This is a genomic window from Citrobacter sp. Cpo109 (assembly GCF_030332565.1).
In the GTDB taxonomy this organism is placed as follows: domain Bacteria; phylum Pseudomonadota; class Gammaproteobacteria; order Enterobacterales; family Enterobacteriaceae; genus Citrobacter; species Citrobacter portucalensis.
The window spans coordinates 480,548-495,757 of the sequence record NZ_JAOWHQ010000069.1 but is presented as its reverse complement, the minus strand read 5'-3'; the positions used below and the strand labels follow the sequence as shown (position 1 = coordinate 495,757).

At 48.5% G+C, this 15,210-nt stretch carries 19 protein-coding genes, 1 tRNA gene and 2 pseudogenes; 18 read left to right on the top strand and 4 right to left on the bottom strand.

Annotated features, from left to right (window positions below; all coding sequences use genetic code 11):
* Positions 1–71: 71 nt before the first annotated feature.
* A protein-coding gene (locus OGY71_RS20285; protein WP_136754148.1) for an IS3-like element ISSen4 family transposase occupies positions 72–1,192 on the top strand; the annotation gives its coding sequence in 2 pieces (ribosomal slippage) (positions 72–330 and positions 330–1,192; 1,122 coding nt in all).
* Positions 1,193–1,889: 697 nt separating this feature from the next.
* On the opposite strand, the gene OGY71_RS20280 is transcribed toward OGY71_RS20285, so the two are convergent.
* Entirely contained in the window at positions 1,890–3,326 is a 1,437-nt protein-coding gene (locus tag OGY71_RS20280; protein ID WP_286613607.1) for a YfjI family protein, read from the bottom strand.
* Positions 3,327–3,785: 459 nt separating this feature from the next.
* Between OGY71_RS20280 and OGY71_RS20275 the strand changes: the two genes are divergently transcribed.
* The 15 genes and pseudogenes from OGY71_RS20275 to OGY71_RS20205 all read left to right on the top strand — a co-directional run bounded on the left by OGY71_RS20275 (position 3,786) and on the right by OGY71_RS20205 (position 11,519).
* The gene (locus tag OGY71_RS20275) at positions 3,786–4,673 is read left to right on the top strand and encodes a GTPase family protein (protein WP_286613605.1); all 888 of its coding nucleotides are present in this window, start codon (positions 3,786–3,788) and stop codon (positions 4,671–4,673) included.
* 207 nt (positions 4,674–4,880) lie between these two features.
* Positions 4,881–5,165: a hypothetical protein gene (locus tag OGY71_RS20270; protein ID WP_286613603.1), complete on the top strand. Its 285-nt coding sequence runs from the start codon at positions 4,881–4,883 to the stop codon at positions 5,163–5,165.
* Positions 5,166–5,242: 77 nt separating this feature from the next.
* On the top strand, positions 5,243–5,416 hold the full coding sequence (locus OGY71_RS20265) for a hypothetical protein (RefSeq protein ID WP_286613601.1): 174 nt from the start codon (positions 5,243–5,245) through the stop codon (positions 5,414–5,416).
* A 94-nt stretch (positions 5,417–5,510) separates the two neighbouring features.
* On the top strand, positions 5,511–6,158 hold the full coding sequence (locus OGY71_RS20260) for a hypothetical protein (RefSeq protein ID WP_286613599.1): 648 nt from the start codon (positions 5,511–5,513) through the stop codon (positions 6,156–6,158).
* Between the two features lie 13 nt (positions 6,159–6,171).
* Entirely contained in the window at positions 6,172–6,612 is a 441-nt protein-coding gene (locus OGY71_RS20255; RefSeq protein WP_286613596.1) for a hypothetical protein, read from the top strand.
* A gap of 115 nt (positions 6,613–6,727) precedes the next feature.
* Positions 6,728–7,546 (top strand): DUF932 domain-containing protein, encoded by an 819-nt coding sequence (locus tag OGY71_RS20250; protein ID WP_286613594.1) that lies wholly within the window; start codon positions 6,728–6,730, stop codon positions 7,544–7,546.
* Positions 7,546–7,782 carry a hypothetical protein gene (locus OGY71_RS20245; RefSeq protein WP_286613592.1) on the top strand — a complete coding sequence of 79 codons (237 nt, stop codon included), beginning with the start codon at positions 7,546–7,548 and terminating at the stop codon, positions 7,780–7,782. The genes OGY71_RS20250 and OGY71_RS20245 overlap by 1 nt, the downstream gene beginning before the upstream one ends.
* Positions 7,783–7,887: 105 nt before the next feature.
* Positions 7,888–8,352, top strand: a complete 465-nt coding sequence (locus OGY71_RS20240) for an antirestriction protein (RefSeq protein WP_286613590.1) — start codon at positions 7,888–7,890, stop codon at positions 8,350–8,352.
* Positions 8,353–8,362: 10 nt separating this feature from the next.
* Positions 8,363–8,842, top strand: coding sequence for a RadC family protein (gene radC / locus OGY71_RS20235; protein ID WP_286613589.1), 480 nt, complete (start codon positions 8,363–8,365; stop codon positions 8,840–8,842).
* 11 nt (positions 8,843–8,853) lie between these two features.
* Positions 8,854–9,075 carry a DUF987 domain-containing protein gene (locus tag OGY71_RS20230; RefSeq protein ID WP_285197881.1) on the top strand — a complete coding sequence of 74 codons (222 nt, stop codon included), beginning with the start codon at positions 8,854–8,856 and terminating at the stop codon, positions 9,073–9,075.
* Positions 9,076–9,097: 22 nt separating this feature from the next.
* Positions 9,098–9,457, top strand: coding sequence for a type IV toxin-antitoxin system YeeU family antitoxin (locus tag OGY71_RS20225; RefSeq protein WP_286613579.1), 360 nt, complete (start codon positions 9,098–9,100; stop codon positions 9,455–9,457).
* A gap of 38 nt (positions 9,458–9,495) precedes the next feature.
* The gene (locus OGY71_RS20220; protein ID WP_286613577.1) at positions 9,496–9,873 is read left to right on the top strand and encodes a TA system toxin CbtA family protein; all 378 of its coding nucleotides are present in this window, start codon (positions 9,496–9,498) and stop codon (positions 9,871–9,873) included.
* Positions 9,870–10,361: a DUF5983 family protein gene (locus OGY71_RS20215; protein ID WP_286613575.1), complete on the top strand. Its 492-nt coding sequence runs from the start codon at positions 9,870–9,872 to the stop codon at positions 10,359–10,361. The genes OGY71_RS20220 and OGY71_RS20215 overlap by 4 nt, the downstream gene beginning before the upstream one ends.
* A 29-nt stretch (positions 10,362–10,390) precedes the next feature.
* A pseudogene (locus OGY71_RS20210) lies at positions 10,391–10,575 on the top strand (hypothetical protein); the annotation flags it as partial.
* Positions 10,576–10,665: 90 nt separating this feature from the next.
* Positions 10,666–11,519, top strand: a pseudogene (locus tag OGY71_RS20205) (DUF4942 domain-containing protein).
* 131 nt (positions 11,520–11,650) lie between these two features.
* Here the strand turns inward: OGY71_RS20205 and OGY71_RS20200 are convergent.
* A tRNA-Ser gene (locus tag OGY71_RS20200) sits at positions 11,651–11,738 on the bottom strand.
* A gap of 142 nt (positions 11,739–11,880) precedes the next feature.
* Positions 11,881–13,509: an ABC transporter substrate-binding protein gene (locus OGY71_RS20195; protein WP_003832012.1), complete on the bottom strand. Its 1,629-nt coding sequence runs from the start codon at positions 13,507–13,509 to the stop codon at positions 11,881–11,883.
* Between the two features lie 270 nt (positions 13,510–13,779).
* Between OGY71_RS20195 and yccA the strand changes: the two genes are divergently transcribed.
* Both yccA and tusE read left to right on the top strand, forming a co-directional pair.
* On the top strand, positions 13,780–14,439 hold the full coding sequence (yccA, locus tag OGY71_RS20190; RefSeq protein WP_003832011.1) for an FtsH protease modulator YccA: 660 nt from the start codon (positions 13,780–13,782) through the stop codon (positions 14,437–14,439).
* 88 nt (positions 14,440–14,527) lie between these two features.
* A complete protein-coding gene (gene tusE, locus OGY71_RS20185) occupies positions 14,528–14,857 on the top strand; it encodes a sulfurtransferase TusE (protein ID WP_286613574.1) in 330 nt (109 codons plus the stop codon).
* On the opposite strand, the gene yccX is transcribed toward tusE, so the two are convergent.
* Positions 14,854–15,135, bottom strand: a complete 282-nt coding sequence (gene yccX, locus OGY71_RS20180) for an acylphosphatase (protein WP_003832008.1) — start codon at positions 15,133–15,135, stop codon at positions 14,854–14,856. The genes tusE and yccX overlap by 4 nt on opposite strands.
* Between the last annotated feature and the right edge of the window lie 75 nt (positions 15,136–15,210).

Below are 15,210 nucleotides of genomic sequence, written 5' to 3'. Positions count from 1 at the left end.
TGACCTGCTCCCCGTTGATTAGTACACCCCGATGTTAGTAATGTCTTCATAAGCCACATGAGGACATCCCCATGAAGAAGCGTTTTTCCGACGAACAGATCATCAGTATTCTCCGCGAAGCCGAAGCTGGGGTACCCGCCCGTGAACTCTGCCGCAAGCATGCCATTTCCGATGCCACGTTTTACACCTGGCGTAAGAAGTATGGCGGTATGGAGGTGCCTGAAGTTAAGCGCCTGAAGTCGCTTGAGGAAGAGAACACCAGACTCAAGAAGCTGCTTGCCGAAGCCATGCTGGATAAAGAGGCGCTTCAGGTGGCTCTTGGGCGAAAGTACTGACGACAGACCAGAAGCGGGAAACCGTGATGTTGATGTGTGATGCGACCGGTCTGTCGCAACGTCGTGCCTGCAGGCTTACAGGTTTATCCCTGTCGACCTGCCGCTATGAGGCTCACCGTCCGGCTGCTGATGCGCATTTATCAGGGCGCATCATTGAGCTGGCACTGGAGCGCAGGCGTTTTGGCTACCGTCGTATTTGGCAGTTGCTGCGCCGTGAAGGGCTTCATGTTAATCATAAGCGCGTGTACCGGCTTTATCACCTCAGTGGCCTGGGCGTAAAACGCAGAAGACGTCGTAAAGGGCTGGCAACAGAACGTCTGCCGCTGCTCCGTCCGGCGGCGCCCAATCTGACCTGGTCGATGGATTTCGTCATGGACGCACTTTCCACCGGTCGCAGGATCAAGTGTCTTACCTGCGTCGATGATTTCACAAAGGAATGCCTGACGGTCACTGTTGCCTTTGGGATTTCAGGCGTTCAGGTCACGCGTATTCTGGACAGCATTGCACTGTTTCGAGGCTATCCGGCGACGATAAGAACTGACCAGGGGCCGGAGTTCACTTGCCGTGCACTGGATCAATGGGCCTTTGAGCATGGTGTTGAGTTGCGCTTAATCCAGCCGGGCAAGCCAACGCAGAACGGATTTATTGAGAGCTTTAACGGACGATTTCGCGATGAATGTTTGAATGAGCACTGGTTCAGCGATATCGTTCATGCCAGGAAAATTATTAATGACTGGCGGCAGGATTATAACGAATGCCGCCCGCACTCCACGCTGAATTATCAGACACCGTCTGAATTTGCAGCGGGCTGGAGAAAGGGTCATTCTGAGAATGAAGATTCCGACGTTACTAACTGAGTGTTGTATCTAATCGTGGGGGCAGGTCACCAGATATAATTTATCAACAGACGATATCCAGCCATCACTCTCCATGTAAGTACAGGAGAGTGCTTAATAACTAAAATACATTTAATTATAAAATCATATCTGTCTTCCATTATCGTGGTGATTATAATTAATCAATATCGCTGTGTATGTAGCAGGTAACAGCAATTACCATATCAACTAGATATAAACGTAAATATGTCGTTCTTGTTGTAATGTGGAGTATCCACATGTCATGGCTGTGTGTACGACTTATCTGCTCACCAATATATATCAGTACTTGATTATATAATTCATGTGGCTGTACCATGTGCATATACGGACACATGGTAATCTATACAGATAGACTGTCGTATATTACACTGCTATATATTACTATTACCGACAGTAAACAACATGAATTACCCACCACTTTCTTCTTTATATAGCAGCAGTATTTTTTAATTAGATTACAATGAAATATCACTCTTAAGTTAGCAACGTAAAAATATCCGACCATATACATCATATTTAAGACTTCAAGTCTTATCAAATACAGATAACGGTTACCCATTTCAAACAAAGCACAACCTAATAATTTAAAAAATCATAGTATCAACAGGAAATCAATTTCATATGATTTTTGCCTCTTTACCTTGCGATAAGCTGCGACAATCGCAACAGTAGCAACTCAGTAATGCCGGTAAGCTGGATTTTTTGTAAATATATTGTTGCTAAATTTATCTCCCTTATACACCACTCTTGCCCCACTTCTTTGATAATCAATATCGATCACACCTGCACATTCAAGGTTATCCATTACCTTAGTCAATAGTGTTCCTTTACGCAGCACATTAGGCCCATTACGCCTTATATCATTATATCTGAGGGATGTATTTCTTTGAGTTGAGAATTCACGTTGAAGCCATGAAATCAACAGCGCCTCATAATAACCATCGTCACAACCAAATAAATTAATCGCCTGTTCCATATACCATTCGCACAACTTCCAGGCTCCTTCAACATACTCTTTTTTTATTAAACGCTCCCCTTCCGTAAAGAAAGAAAACAAAGCTGACAAGCGTGCTACATTATTGGCCAGTTTTGAAGCAAAGTCACTCATGTGAGCATAGCGCTCATCTGGTCGAATACGACATTCAATTTCATTATAAATTTTCTCCCACTCATGCTGTGCCGAAAGAGCGAATGACAGACACCTCTGCTGGTTAGACTCAATAGAAGTTGTTCTCTCTGATATTAAAGCCTCCAGACGCTGATGGAACTGTTCAAGAAATATCATACCTGCTGGTTGCTGCCGAATAAGACGTTCTCCTTGCGTAGTTAATTTTTCATCAATAACTACCGGTAAGCAACGAGCAAAAAAACCACTTCCCCGGGCTTTTCCCCCCTGCCGTTTCAGATATAAGTCAAATGGTTTTTTTTGTACCATGACAGAGAGTGTGACACGACCATTTTCTATCGTAAAACTCTGTGCTGTTTTACGTTCGACACGAAAATCAACACCATCCCACATTGAATTAATAAAACTTAAATCATTCATCACCTGTCTGTCCAGGATGTTTGCCCCCTCATCGGCGATCAAGCCAATATGTGCCGAACGACTATACATCGCAAATTGTAACGCTTCAGGAGTGACATTATTATAAATATACTGACCAATTTTAGGCAGCACGGGTTTCTCAGACTGTAATTCTACAAGACGCTGAGACTCCGATTTAGTACATTGATCCTTTGTAACTTTCCTCCTGATAGTGTTTAAAATTGCCTTTTCTTTTGCGCTCCATATTTTTGTCTCAACCTCAAAAATCTTCTCCTGTTCCTCAGCCTGTCGTAGCCAACAGGCATCATGCCTGTAAAAAGGCTTGAGCACCATTCTGTCCACAGTTGTTTTTCTCTCACCAGAGTTAGCTATAACCAGCAGAAATAATGATGCAGGTGTGGTTACCGTTTCATTTATCTTTACATCCACTATACTCTGGGAGGCCATCGACATTGCACTAATCACAGATGAAGAAATCAACTCTACCGGTGCCTGTGTATGCTCACGGATATCATAAATAGTCTCACGTATTTTGTCTGGAATTGCATTTATTGGAAAACGAATCATAACTCCTCCATTGATTGTATAGTCCGGAACACAGACAATAAATCGCAACTACAATCGCAGGTCAATCGCAAAAAATATCGATCAACGAGTTTGGACCCAGTTGGACATATAATTTACAAATTTTCATATCAGAATCATGCCTGACCACTAAAAAACTATGGTTATGCGTTAAGTTCAGCATGCACATTTCTTTAAATGACTTAGAAACCAGATGTGGCAATGTATAACATTAAATTATCACCTCACCATCACCCTCCCTAAAAAACAAATCACCTCTAATAATAACAAAAAGTTAACACATGCGAGCAGACTTCAAAAACACAAGAGATTGCACAACTGCAACCAGCGCCATAGACATTTTTAATTTTTTTCACTTATATATTACATCATTGCATAACAGCATATCCTTTCATCAGGCCACCCTTCAGGTTGGCCTGTTTCATTTTTGAGGAGTTATCAATGAAGCAACCATCCGGATATCAGATTATCCGCCGCCATTTACGTCGCTATCCCCGCACATTACGCCACACACTGATTAAGGAACTCAGCCAGCTTGTTACTTATGAACCTGTCATTGGCATTATGGGTAAAACCGGCGCAGGTAAATCATCGCTCTGTAATGCCCTGTTCCGCAGTGAAGTTTGCGCGGTCAATGCCGTGGAAGCCTGTACCCGTGAGCCGCAACGTGTCCGTCTGCAATTTGGACAACACTATCTGACGCTGGTCGATTTACCGGGTGTGGGTGAAAGCCAGAGCCGGGATGATGAATATCGTGCGCTGTATCAGGAACAGTTACCGACTCTGGATATGGTGCTGTGGGTCTTAAAAGCGGATGACAGGGCCTTCTCGGTGGAAGAGCAGTTTTATCAGACAATACTGGCTCAATGCGGCAGTACCATGCCGCCGGTGCTCTGGATACTCAATCAGGCGGATAAAGTGGAGCCTTCCGAACGCTGGAACTGGCGTTCAGCCACACCATCTGACGTCCAGCTTGAGAATATAAAACGTAAACAGCAGGCCGTTGCCAGTCAGTTGGGTATACAGGATGATATTATTATCCCTGTATCCGTAAAAGGACGCTATCACCTGGCCCGTATTGTGGAGCAAATGATAACCAGCCTCCCAAAGCAGGTACGCAGCCCACTGCTGCCCCATCTGCATCAGTCATACCATTCAGCCCCCGTACAGGAAAACGCCCGCAGCGGCTTTGCAGACGCCGTCGTCGATACGCTTGACCGGGTCATCGACAACGTACCGTTACCCAACATTGCCCGGAAGGCTCTGCAGGCCGTCACGCATACCATCGCCCACGTGGCCCGCAGCGTCTGGTCCTTCTTTTTCAATTGATGGTAATACCCTGTAGACTTCCTAACGAGAATACACCAGATTTTCTCTTTTTATTCATATTGTTACTTCTATCGATCTGCAAAACCGATCGATATCCGATAATTGATCTATAAAATCAATTACCCCTCCGTGCAAACACCCCATAGAATCATGCCGTACGAAAATATTCACTTTAAATCATGGAGATAGGTGAGGTATGGCACGCATGTGTCTGCCATGTATCTGGCTGTATTTTCAACAATAATCCGCACCACTACACAAGCGAGGTTTGCAAGGATGATATCCAGGCTGTTCGGTTTTTATATTTTTCTGGGGGTTATGACCGGTTTTTACCAATCGCTCTGGGGACGGTTGCGATACGAGAGCATGGGCACCATTTTCGGCAAATGTCTTGTGTGGCCTACTGTCTGGTTTCCCGGACTCGGTGAAGTGCTGGGGATGATCATCTTTGCTGTCCTGATCATCGTCTTTGTTATCGGAAAGCGATTATGAAAAGGAGAATATTGGTATCAATAATTTCCCTCTCTCTCCTCTCAGCCTGTGGTGAATCAAAGGAGAAGAAGGAGTTTATGCAAAGCTGCCTGAGCAACAGTGGAAATGATGACATCTGCGATTGCATGTATGATCGTATTGCTGAGAAATACGGTGAGCACTGGGGAAGAAATAATACATTACAGGCAGCTCCTGAATTTAATCATTTGGTTGCAACGTCAGAAAAATACTGTGCCACTAAATTAAATTAGTAAATGATTCCCATTTGTAATTTATTGTCTGAAGCTTATTACTAATGAAAAAATATTAAATACTTTATCATTCTTAACCAGAAGGTACTGAAATATGCGTAATTTTATTTTGGTTATCTCAGTTGAACTTATCGCCACTAATGCATATGCATGGGGGACAAGTCAAACTGCTGTACAACCAGAACATGAGATCAAAAAGGTTGAAGAATTTAAAGGAATACCGGAAGCTGAGCGAGTCGGCAAATCCGCAAAACCTGCTCCAGTTATTAAAGAAAATACCGGGCCGGTAGATATGTCCTGGAAATCCAGGAACAACGTTCTAATGAAACGTATCGGTGACGTGAATAATGATAATCTCATCTTGGTATACGGGCAGGGTAAGATTAGTGTCGGCTTTGTGCGTATATTCACTGGTCCTGCTGCTGGCTACACAATGAAAGTTAAGTTAGGAGCCGAACGAAACGGTGAGATTGTTATCAACGGTCAACGCTTAATTTCCCACACTACATTAGAAGAGTTGAACCCATGTAAGACATATAATGAATGCGAATACCGTCGTAAAAATAACCCGAATATTGAACTTGGTTTCTATACAAGTATCAAAAGTGATGAAGGTAATGAATGGGCGTATAACGTCTTAAAGAAGAGTAAAAGTATCACAGTAAAACTGTCAAACGGCTCATACACCGTTGATTTGTCGGGTTTTAACGCTGAAGATTCTAAACATAGCGTAGCATTCTAAGGGAGATAATAGAATGCATAAATTAATTGTAGTAGTTACCGTATTTTTTAGCTTTATGGTTAGCGCTTATGCTGGCGAACTCATCAACCCACGACCTGTACCAAATAGTAATTATGAACTCGCAGAGGATGCCGCAGATAATCTCTGGTGTAAAAACTGTGCAGGTAAATCTGGCTGGCATGAAGTCGAGGGCCTGAGTGGTGATTTTCATACTGGCGGTGACGTTATCGGTGCTGGCTGGGATTATGCACTGTATTGGCAGGATATGGGGTCGTCCTGTATGTACGGTGACTGGAGTATACTTAACCTCCGTACCGGAGAAATCAAATCTTTCGGCCCCAGCCCGGAAAATATTCCAGAACTCTGTCAACTTGAACCTGATGCCGTTGGTTATGAAATCACTGAGAACGGCTGGACAATGACGGTCTTAGGGAAAACCTACAAAGGTAAATAGTACTCGTTCGGAAATATTCATAAATTATTTCCCTACATCATTAAAATAATGCCTCTAAAGCCCTGCTCGTATGAGCAGGGCTTTTTCGTATATGTCATCCGTAAAGGTAAACCCCATGAAATTAGCCAGCCGCTTTGGTCGCGTTAACCTGATCCGTCGCGATCGCCCCTTAACCCATGACGAACTGATGCAACATACCCCCAGCGTGTTCGGCGAGGAGAAGCATGCCTCCCGCAGTGAACGCTATACCTGTATCCCCACCATCACCCTGCTGGAGAGCCTCCAGAATGAAGGTTTTCAGCCGTTCTTTGCCTGCCAGACCCGCGTCCGTGACCCGAGCCGCCGGGAGCATACGAAGCATATGCTGCGCCTGCGCCGTGCCGGGCAAATCACCGGTCAGCAGGTCCCGGAGATTATTCTCCTCAACTCTCACGACGGCTCCAGCAGCTACCAGATGCTGCCGGGGCTGTTCCGCAGCGTCTGCTGTAACGGACTGGTCTGCGGGACGTCATTGGGTGAAGTACGCGTACCGCATAAAGGCGATGTGGTGGAGAAAGTCATCGAAGGCGCTTATGAAGTGCTCGGGGTATTTGACCGGGTGGAGGAGAAGCGAGATGCCATGCAGTCGCTGCTGCTCCCGCCTCAAGCACAGCAGGCGCTGGCGAAAGCTGCTCTGACGTACCGTTTTGGTGAAGAGCATCACCCCGTCACCGAATCTCAGGTACTGGGTGCCCGCCGCTGGCAGGATGAACAGAATGACCTGTGGAGTGTCTTTAACCGGTTGCAGGAAAACCTGAGCAAAGGTGGTCTGTCCGGTCGTTCAGCACAGGGTAAACGCAGCCGTACACGCGCAGTCAACGGTATCGATGGAGACATTAAACTCAACCGGGCGTTATGGGTAATGGCAGAGGAGCTGCAGCAGGCACTGAGCTGATGCAGCGCGTTCCTGCAGATGCCTGCCTGGCAGCAGTCTGGCCTGTCTCCCTGCAAACCGTTCTCTATCCGACGATGACTTCTGCGCCTGGTGCAGGCATCTCTGCTACCGGCCGGGTGAACTCAGCCTGTGCCACCTGGTTGCGGCTGACGGCGTCTGACCCTCACGGTCCGACGCTGATGGCTATGTACAGTCCTGCCCACAGCAACGCCAAACCGGACAGCCTGACAATATGACCTGCCGATAACACAGTCCCCCCGTAACCTCCCGAACAACATCGCCAGCACGCAAGGTTCCCGCTCAGGGAGACCACACTTATGCCCTTTCAAAAGGAATAACCTATGAATAACATCACAAATCTGCAAACACTTTCAGACACTGAAAATACGACGACCCTCACAGCCATGTTGCTGCCCGATGAGCAGCGCATCGGCTTCTGGCCGCAGTATTTTGGCACCATCCCACAGTGGATAACCCTGGAACCACATATCTTCGCCTGGATGGACCGCCTGTGCGCGAACTACAGCGGGGGCATCTGGCAGTTTTACACGCTGAGCAACGGTGGCGCGTTTATGGCTCCGGAGCCCGACGGTGACGACAGTGAAAAATGGACGCTGTTCAACCCGATGAACGGTAACGGCACAGAGATGAGCGCCGAAGCCGCCGGTATTGCCGTCTGCCTGATGACGTACAGCCACCACGCCATGCGTACCGAATGCGATGCCATGACCGGGCACTATTACCACCTGCGGGACTACGCGCTGAACCACGCGGAGTGTAATGCCATTATGCACATCATCGACTGAGGTCAAAATTATGGAACAACAACTTCCGCTGTTTGCCCGAGAACTGGCCCCCACAGAACAGCAGACGGTCAGGACGGCACTGACCCTGCTGGAGCGACAGTTACGTGAACCCGGGGCGTCATTCACCTCCAGCCATACCGTCCGTGACTGGCTGCACCTGCAGCTTGCCACACTGGAACGCGAAGAATTTACCGCGCTCTTTCTCGATAACCAGCACCGGCTGATTGCGCACGAAACCCTCTTCACCGGCACCATCAACCATACGCAGGTACACCCACGAGAGGTGGTGAAGGCGGCGCTGAAACATAACGCTGCCGCCATTCTCGTGGCGCACTGCCACCCTTCAGGGCACGCCGAACCCAGCGATGCAGACAGACAAATCACAGAACGTCTCAGGCAGGCGCTGGACCTAGTTGATATTCGCCTGCTGGACCATCTGGTGGTCGGCGGGATGGATATTGTCTCTTTTGCAGAACGCGGCTGGTTGTAAGGAGAATAGCAATGAAAATCATCAGCAAGCGCCAGGCAATGACGATTTACCGTCAGCATCCACAGTCGCGGTTGTTTCGCTTCTGTACCGGGAAATACCAGTGGTCCGGCAGTATCTGCCACTATGCCGGTCGGGAGGTACAGGATATCAGCGGTGTGCTGGCCGTCTTCGCAGAACGGCGTCAGGACCGCAACGGCCCGTATGTCGTATTGCGCAGCGTTACCCTGAATTAACGCATCGTTAAGGATTACTTAAATGCAGAACACAACAAATGTAGCAAACCATGATATTTCTGAGCCCTGGTGGGGACTTAAACCCACCGTCACGCCGTGCTTTGGCGCACGACTGGTGCAGGAAAACAACCGGCTGCACTATCTCGCTGACCGCGCCAGTATCACCGGTCAGTTCAGCGCCGCGGATTTACGCCATCTCGACCAGGCATTTCCGGTACTGCTCAAACAACTGGAATTAATGCTGGTTTCCGGTGAGCTCAGCCCCCGCCATCAGCACTGTGTCAAGCTCAACGCAAAAGGGCTGACCTGCGAGGCCGACAGCCTCGGCTCGCATGGATACGTCTATCTCGCGATTTACCCCACACCAGCAGCAACCGCGTAATTTCCCTCGTTTTAACCCATCAACAAAGAGATCCCACTATGCAAACCCAACCACTATCCTCCACGCAGGAGGCTTCTCCACGTCCGTTACCGGTGGATATCTGGCAGCAGCTTCTAAGCCATCTGCTGGATCGTCACTACGGTCTGACGCTTAACGACACACCATTTGGTCAAGATGGCGTTATTCAGGAGCACATCGACGCCGGTATCTCACTGTGTGACGCGGTGAACTTTATCGTGGAGAAATATGGTCTGATTCGTACGGACCGCCATGGCTTCAGCGCAGAAACGCAGTCGCCGCTTCTCTCCAGTATCGATATTCTCCGTGCCCGCAAAGCCTGTGGACTGATGACACACAATGGCTACAGGACGGTGACCGATATCACCACCGGCAAATATCGCGAGGTGCAGCCATGAAGCTGTCCCTGACCGTAGAAGCCGATACCATCAACGTACTGGCCCTAAATGCGGGTCGGATCGCTGTAGATATTGACGGTATTGAACTGGCCGACCTGATCAATGTGATCTGTGACACCGGCTGCACGCTGCGGATCGCCGATGAACCGGGTAAGGCTATCGTTGAATCACCACTGCCGCCCTTTACGGCATTACCGGGGGTCTGCTGCAGCACAGCACATATCACGGCGGAAGACAATTCGCTGCTGTTTACCCTTTCACACCAGCATGAAGACTTTGGCGAGTCGGAATGGATACATTACACCGGCTCGGGTTATCTGCTCTACCTGGGCGCGTGGTCGTTTCCGGTCTTACGCCTCAAACGCCTGGGTCTGTCAAAATCCTGCCGCCAGTTAGTGGTAACGCTTATCCATCGGTACGCCGCGGGCATCATTCATCTGGATGCCTTTGGCGAAGTGCTGCCGGGCTTCACTACATTTGACTGGTAGCACAATCTCAATCTCCATAAGGTTTTCACATGCCGGAATTAACCACCGAAGCGGCTCTCAACATTCTGATTGGCTGGCTGAAGGAAAATATCGATTGCGGTACAGAGATCATCTTCGAAAAAACAACAACACAGCAAAGCTGTTACCCCATATCACAAAAGCATTGCAGGACGTTCGCGATCTTCGTCATCTGCAACTTCTGCAACAGGGCAGACAGATTAACCATCGAACCATACTCACATCACGCAGCATAAGCGCCAGCCCTCATCGACTGGCGCTTTGCTTTATATAAAGGAACTTACTGATGTCAGACCTTACCCTCACCGACCCCGAAGTCATCACCGGCCACACCGATGTGATTTGTTCTACCAGCATTGAACGCATCATCACCGGACGTAATACCGCGCTGATGCAGATTGAAACGCTGATACAACAACTTGACGATATCTCTGCCCTGACATGCAGTGTCGGCGGAGGTAAATCGAATGAATGGGTAGTACGGCAATACCGTTACGACTGCTGGCTGATGGAGAAGCCAGAAACCGCGATAAAAGCTATTATCCGCAATCTCGATCGCAGCATATGGCGAGACCTGATGAAGTACTCCGGGATACTCTGACTCATAGATGCTCAGGCGCGTGAGCAGTGGTACAACAGCCTGGAAAAGGATGATATTCCGGCTGTTAGCGAAGAGAATATCCTCAGCACGTTTGAGCAGTTGCATCTGAATAAAGGCGAGGTGTTTGAGCGAGTAGTGATAAATGTGTTCAAAGGGCTGAGCTGGAATTACAGGAGCAAAAGCTCCTGTAAGTTTGGAAAGAAGAGCATTGTGACGGGACTGGTCAAATTCGACCGATGGGGATTTGGGCTTAACTGGGGCTGGCAACGCGCTCGGCTTCTAGAGCTTGAACGCATGGTGAGGCTTCTGGATGGAAAAATTGTCCCCGATAACAGAGATGATATCAGTCTCAGTCTCAGTCTCAGTCTCAGAGTTCTTATTCATGAAAATTGGCAAGGCTCCAACTATGAAGATGAGATGTTTATACCGAGTACTTTTAGAAGGGAACGACACGTATCACGTTCAAAAGGCCAGGGTTGGTGGATAAAATTAATGGCATCCTTACCCATCTTTATCCAGGAACACTGGCAGCAAGTTAATACAGATGATGGTCACTAATTCGTCCAACCCCCACTAACGCAAGTCAGGCGGCAATGGCATACTGGATGGCATACTGGAAACCGATAAAAAAGAAAAAACCCAAGTCGAACAACGACTTGGGTTTCATATTTGGCGGAAGCGTAGAGATTCGAACTCTAGAACCCTTTCGGGTCGCCGGTTTTCAAGACCGGTGCCTTCAACCGCTCGGCCACGCTTCCAATGAGGCGCACTATAAACATCCCGAACGGACCTGTAAAGCACCAATGTGTTCGTTTGCCTGAAAAACAGCCAAAATGTTGTTAATCGACTGAAATAACAACAGATTGACCATTTATTCAGCACGAATGCCGGCTATAGCGCTTAATGTTTTTTGATGTACATATCTTTGGTGTAGTAATTTCCCCGGTTATCCGGCGCAAATCCCCCCACCCACGGCTTCACGAGATGCGTGCGGACGTAGTGGTAAACCGGAATCGCGGGCACATCCTCACCTAAAAGGTCTTCAGCCTGCTGATAGTATTTGCCTCGTTCTTCCAGCGAAGTTGCTTTCGCCGCATTACGCATCGCTTCATCAAAGGCGGGATTGCTGTACTTGGTGGTATTCTCGCTATCACCGGTACGGAAAATATTGAGGAAACTTGAGGCATCATCATAGTCGGCTATCCACGCATAGCGCACGACGTCAAAATTACCGGTGTGCATGGTGTCCAGCATGGTTTTCCATTCCTGGTTTTGCAGCTTCGCCTCGACGCCAAGGTTTTTCTTCCACATCGACGATGCGGCAATCGCAATACGCTGGTGCGTTTCGAAGGTGTTGTAGAGCAGATTCAAGCTAAGCGGATGCTCAGGACCAAAACCGGCTTCAGCCAGCAGCTTTTTGGCTTCAGCAATACGTTTTTCAAGCGGCCATGACGCATACTCCGGCGCATGCAGTTTCACCCCACCTATTTCCGGCTGGCTGATAACCCACGCTGCTCGCTGCCCCTGTCCCATTACCTTTTGCGCAATGATGTCTTTATCCAACGCCATATTCAGCGCCCGCCGCACGCGCGGATCATTAAACGGCGCGCGGGTTGTATTGAACTGATAGTAATACGTTGAAAGCTGGGGCGAGACATGCAGTTCATCCCCCATCGTTTTTTTCAGTTGCGCGAACTGATTGACCGGTACGCTATACACAATGTCGATTTCACCGGCCTTATAGCGATTTACGTCAGCCGACTCTGAGCTGATAGGCAAATAAGTAACTTTATTAATAACCGTATGCCGATCGTCCCAGTAATGTGGATTTCGCTCGGCAACGATGCGCTCATTGACCACCCATTGCGATAGTTTGTACGCCCCGCTGCTGACAAAATGTTCTGGCCGGGTCCACTTATCACCAAAACGGCCTATTAGCACTTTATCCAGCGGGACCAGCGATGGATGCGCCAGCATCGCCAGAAACGCCGCCGTCGGTTGCGTCAGGGTAATTTCCAGCGTGGTATCATCCAGGGCTTTGACCCCTAGTGTAGTGGGATCTTTATTCCCTTGGGCAATATCAACCGCGTTCGCAACGTGCATGTTGCCCAGATACGAAGCATAAGGTGAAGCCGTTTGCGGCGAGACGAGACGCTGCCAGCTCCAGACGACATCCTGTGCGGTAATAGCAGATCCATCTGACCAGGTTATGCCCGGGCGTAAATGGAAGGTCCAGACAGTGTTGCCTTTATTCTCCCAGGATGCGGCTAGACGGGGTTCGATAGACCCATCCTGCTTAACAGCCACCAGACCGTCGAACATATCGCTGATTAAATTAAACTCAACGTTGCTTTCGACTTTATGCGGATCCAGCGATGCCGGCTCACTACCGTTGTTTCTGACCAGTTCCTGCTTTTCTGCAAGTAATGTTCCTGCTGGAACATTTGCCGCCCTCACCGCGCCGTTTATAGACATCAAACAGACAGCCAACAGCGTAAACGTCAATATCTTCGATTTATGTTGAATCATTCCCTTTACCTTATTGCTCTGTTTTATGTAGACACCGCTGTCACTGTCAGAGAGATTCAGGAATAACGCAATATTTTTCAGTTACCTGGTAGATAGCGATCTGACATTTTTGCACATACAGTGCTAACATCTAATTCGGGAACTTTTGTTGAAATAATATGCTTAAGTCTGGCGGGTTAAAATGCGTAAAGATGGGTAAAACCGCTGTGTCATTCCCCTTGATTTCATTATCCTCCATCATTAATTACATCTGTCATAAGAGAGTGACTCATGGATCGTATTATTAGTTCTTCGCGCGAGCGTACATCGCTACTCAGCACGCATAAGGTGCTGCGCAATACCTATTTCCTGCTCAGCCTGACGCTGGCGTTTTCAGCGATCACTGCAACCGCCAGTACCGTACTGATGTTACCTTCTCCGGGACTTATCCTGACGCTGGTGGGTATGTATGGTCTGATGTTCATGACCTACAAAACGGCAGATAAGCCGGTTGGTATTTTGTCAGCGTTCGCTTTCACTGGCTTCCTGGGCTACATCCTGGGACCAATTCTGAATACCTACCTGTCTGCGGGCATGGGTGATGTTATCGCCATGGCGCTGGGCGGAACGGCGCTGGTCTTCTTCAGCTGCTCTGCGTATGTACTGACCACGCGTAAAGATATGTCCTTCCTCGGCGGTATGCTGATGGCGGGTGTGGTCGTGGTGTTGATTGGTATGGTTGCAAATATCTTCCTGCAACTGCCAGCATTACATCTGGCAATCAGCGCGGTGTTCATTCTGATTTCTTCAGGCGCAATCCTGTTTGAAACCAGCAATATCATCCGCGGCGGTGAAACCAACTATATTCGTGCCACCGTTAGCCTGTATGTTTCGCTGTACAACATCTTCGTCAGTCTGCTGAGCATTCTGGGCTTCGCTAGCCGCGATTAAGATGTCCACACGCATTATCCAGCCCCGCTTATGCGGGGCTTTCTTTTTTGGTAAACTGCCGCCAGTTTGACTAACGCAGTGACAAATTATGTTGATCTTTGAAGGTAAAGAAATCAGTACCGATAGCGAAGGCTATCTGAAATATACCACGCTATGGAGCGAGGCGCTGGCGGAGAGAATCGCCGAAAACGAAGGCATTACGCTCTCCGCGGAACACTGGGAAGTGGTGCGTTTTGTCCGCGAGTTTTATCTGGAGTTTAATACCTCCCCCGCTATCCGCATGCTGGTAAAAGCGATGGCCAGCAAGTTTGGCGAAGAGAAAGGCAACAGCCGCTATCTCTACCGCCTGTTCCCGAAAGGTCCGGCCAAGCAGGCGACTAAAATTGCCGGCCTGCCGAAACCGGTGAAATGTATTTAATAGCGGATACTAAATCCTTTTAGCTCGTCGCCAGGACGATGTGGTTCACTGAGAACCCGATCAACCCTGGCGCTGCTCGGCCCCCCGGCTTTCAACCACTTCATCAGTTGTTCTACCCGGTTGCTTTCACCGCAGGCGACAACCTCTACGCTGCCGTCATCCATATTCTTCGCGTAGCCGGTCAACCCCAGCCGTTGTGCTTCATGCTGGGTGGTGTAGCGAAATCCTACCCCCTGAACCCGGCCATAGACCCAGGCGATTATGCAGACTTTCGACATTGCGGTTCTCCTTATCATCACAGCGTGCGTTGCAAATATGCGAAAAACTCAGGACAATGGCGCCCATTTCTTTGA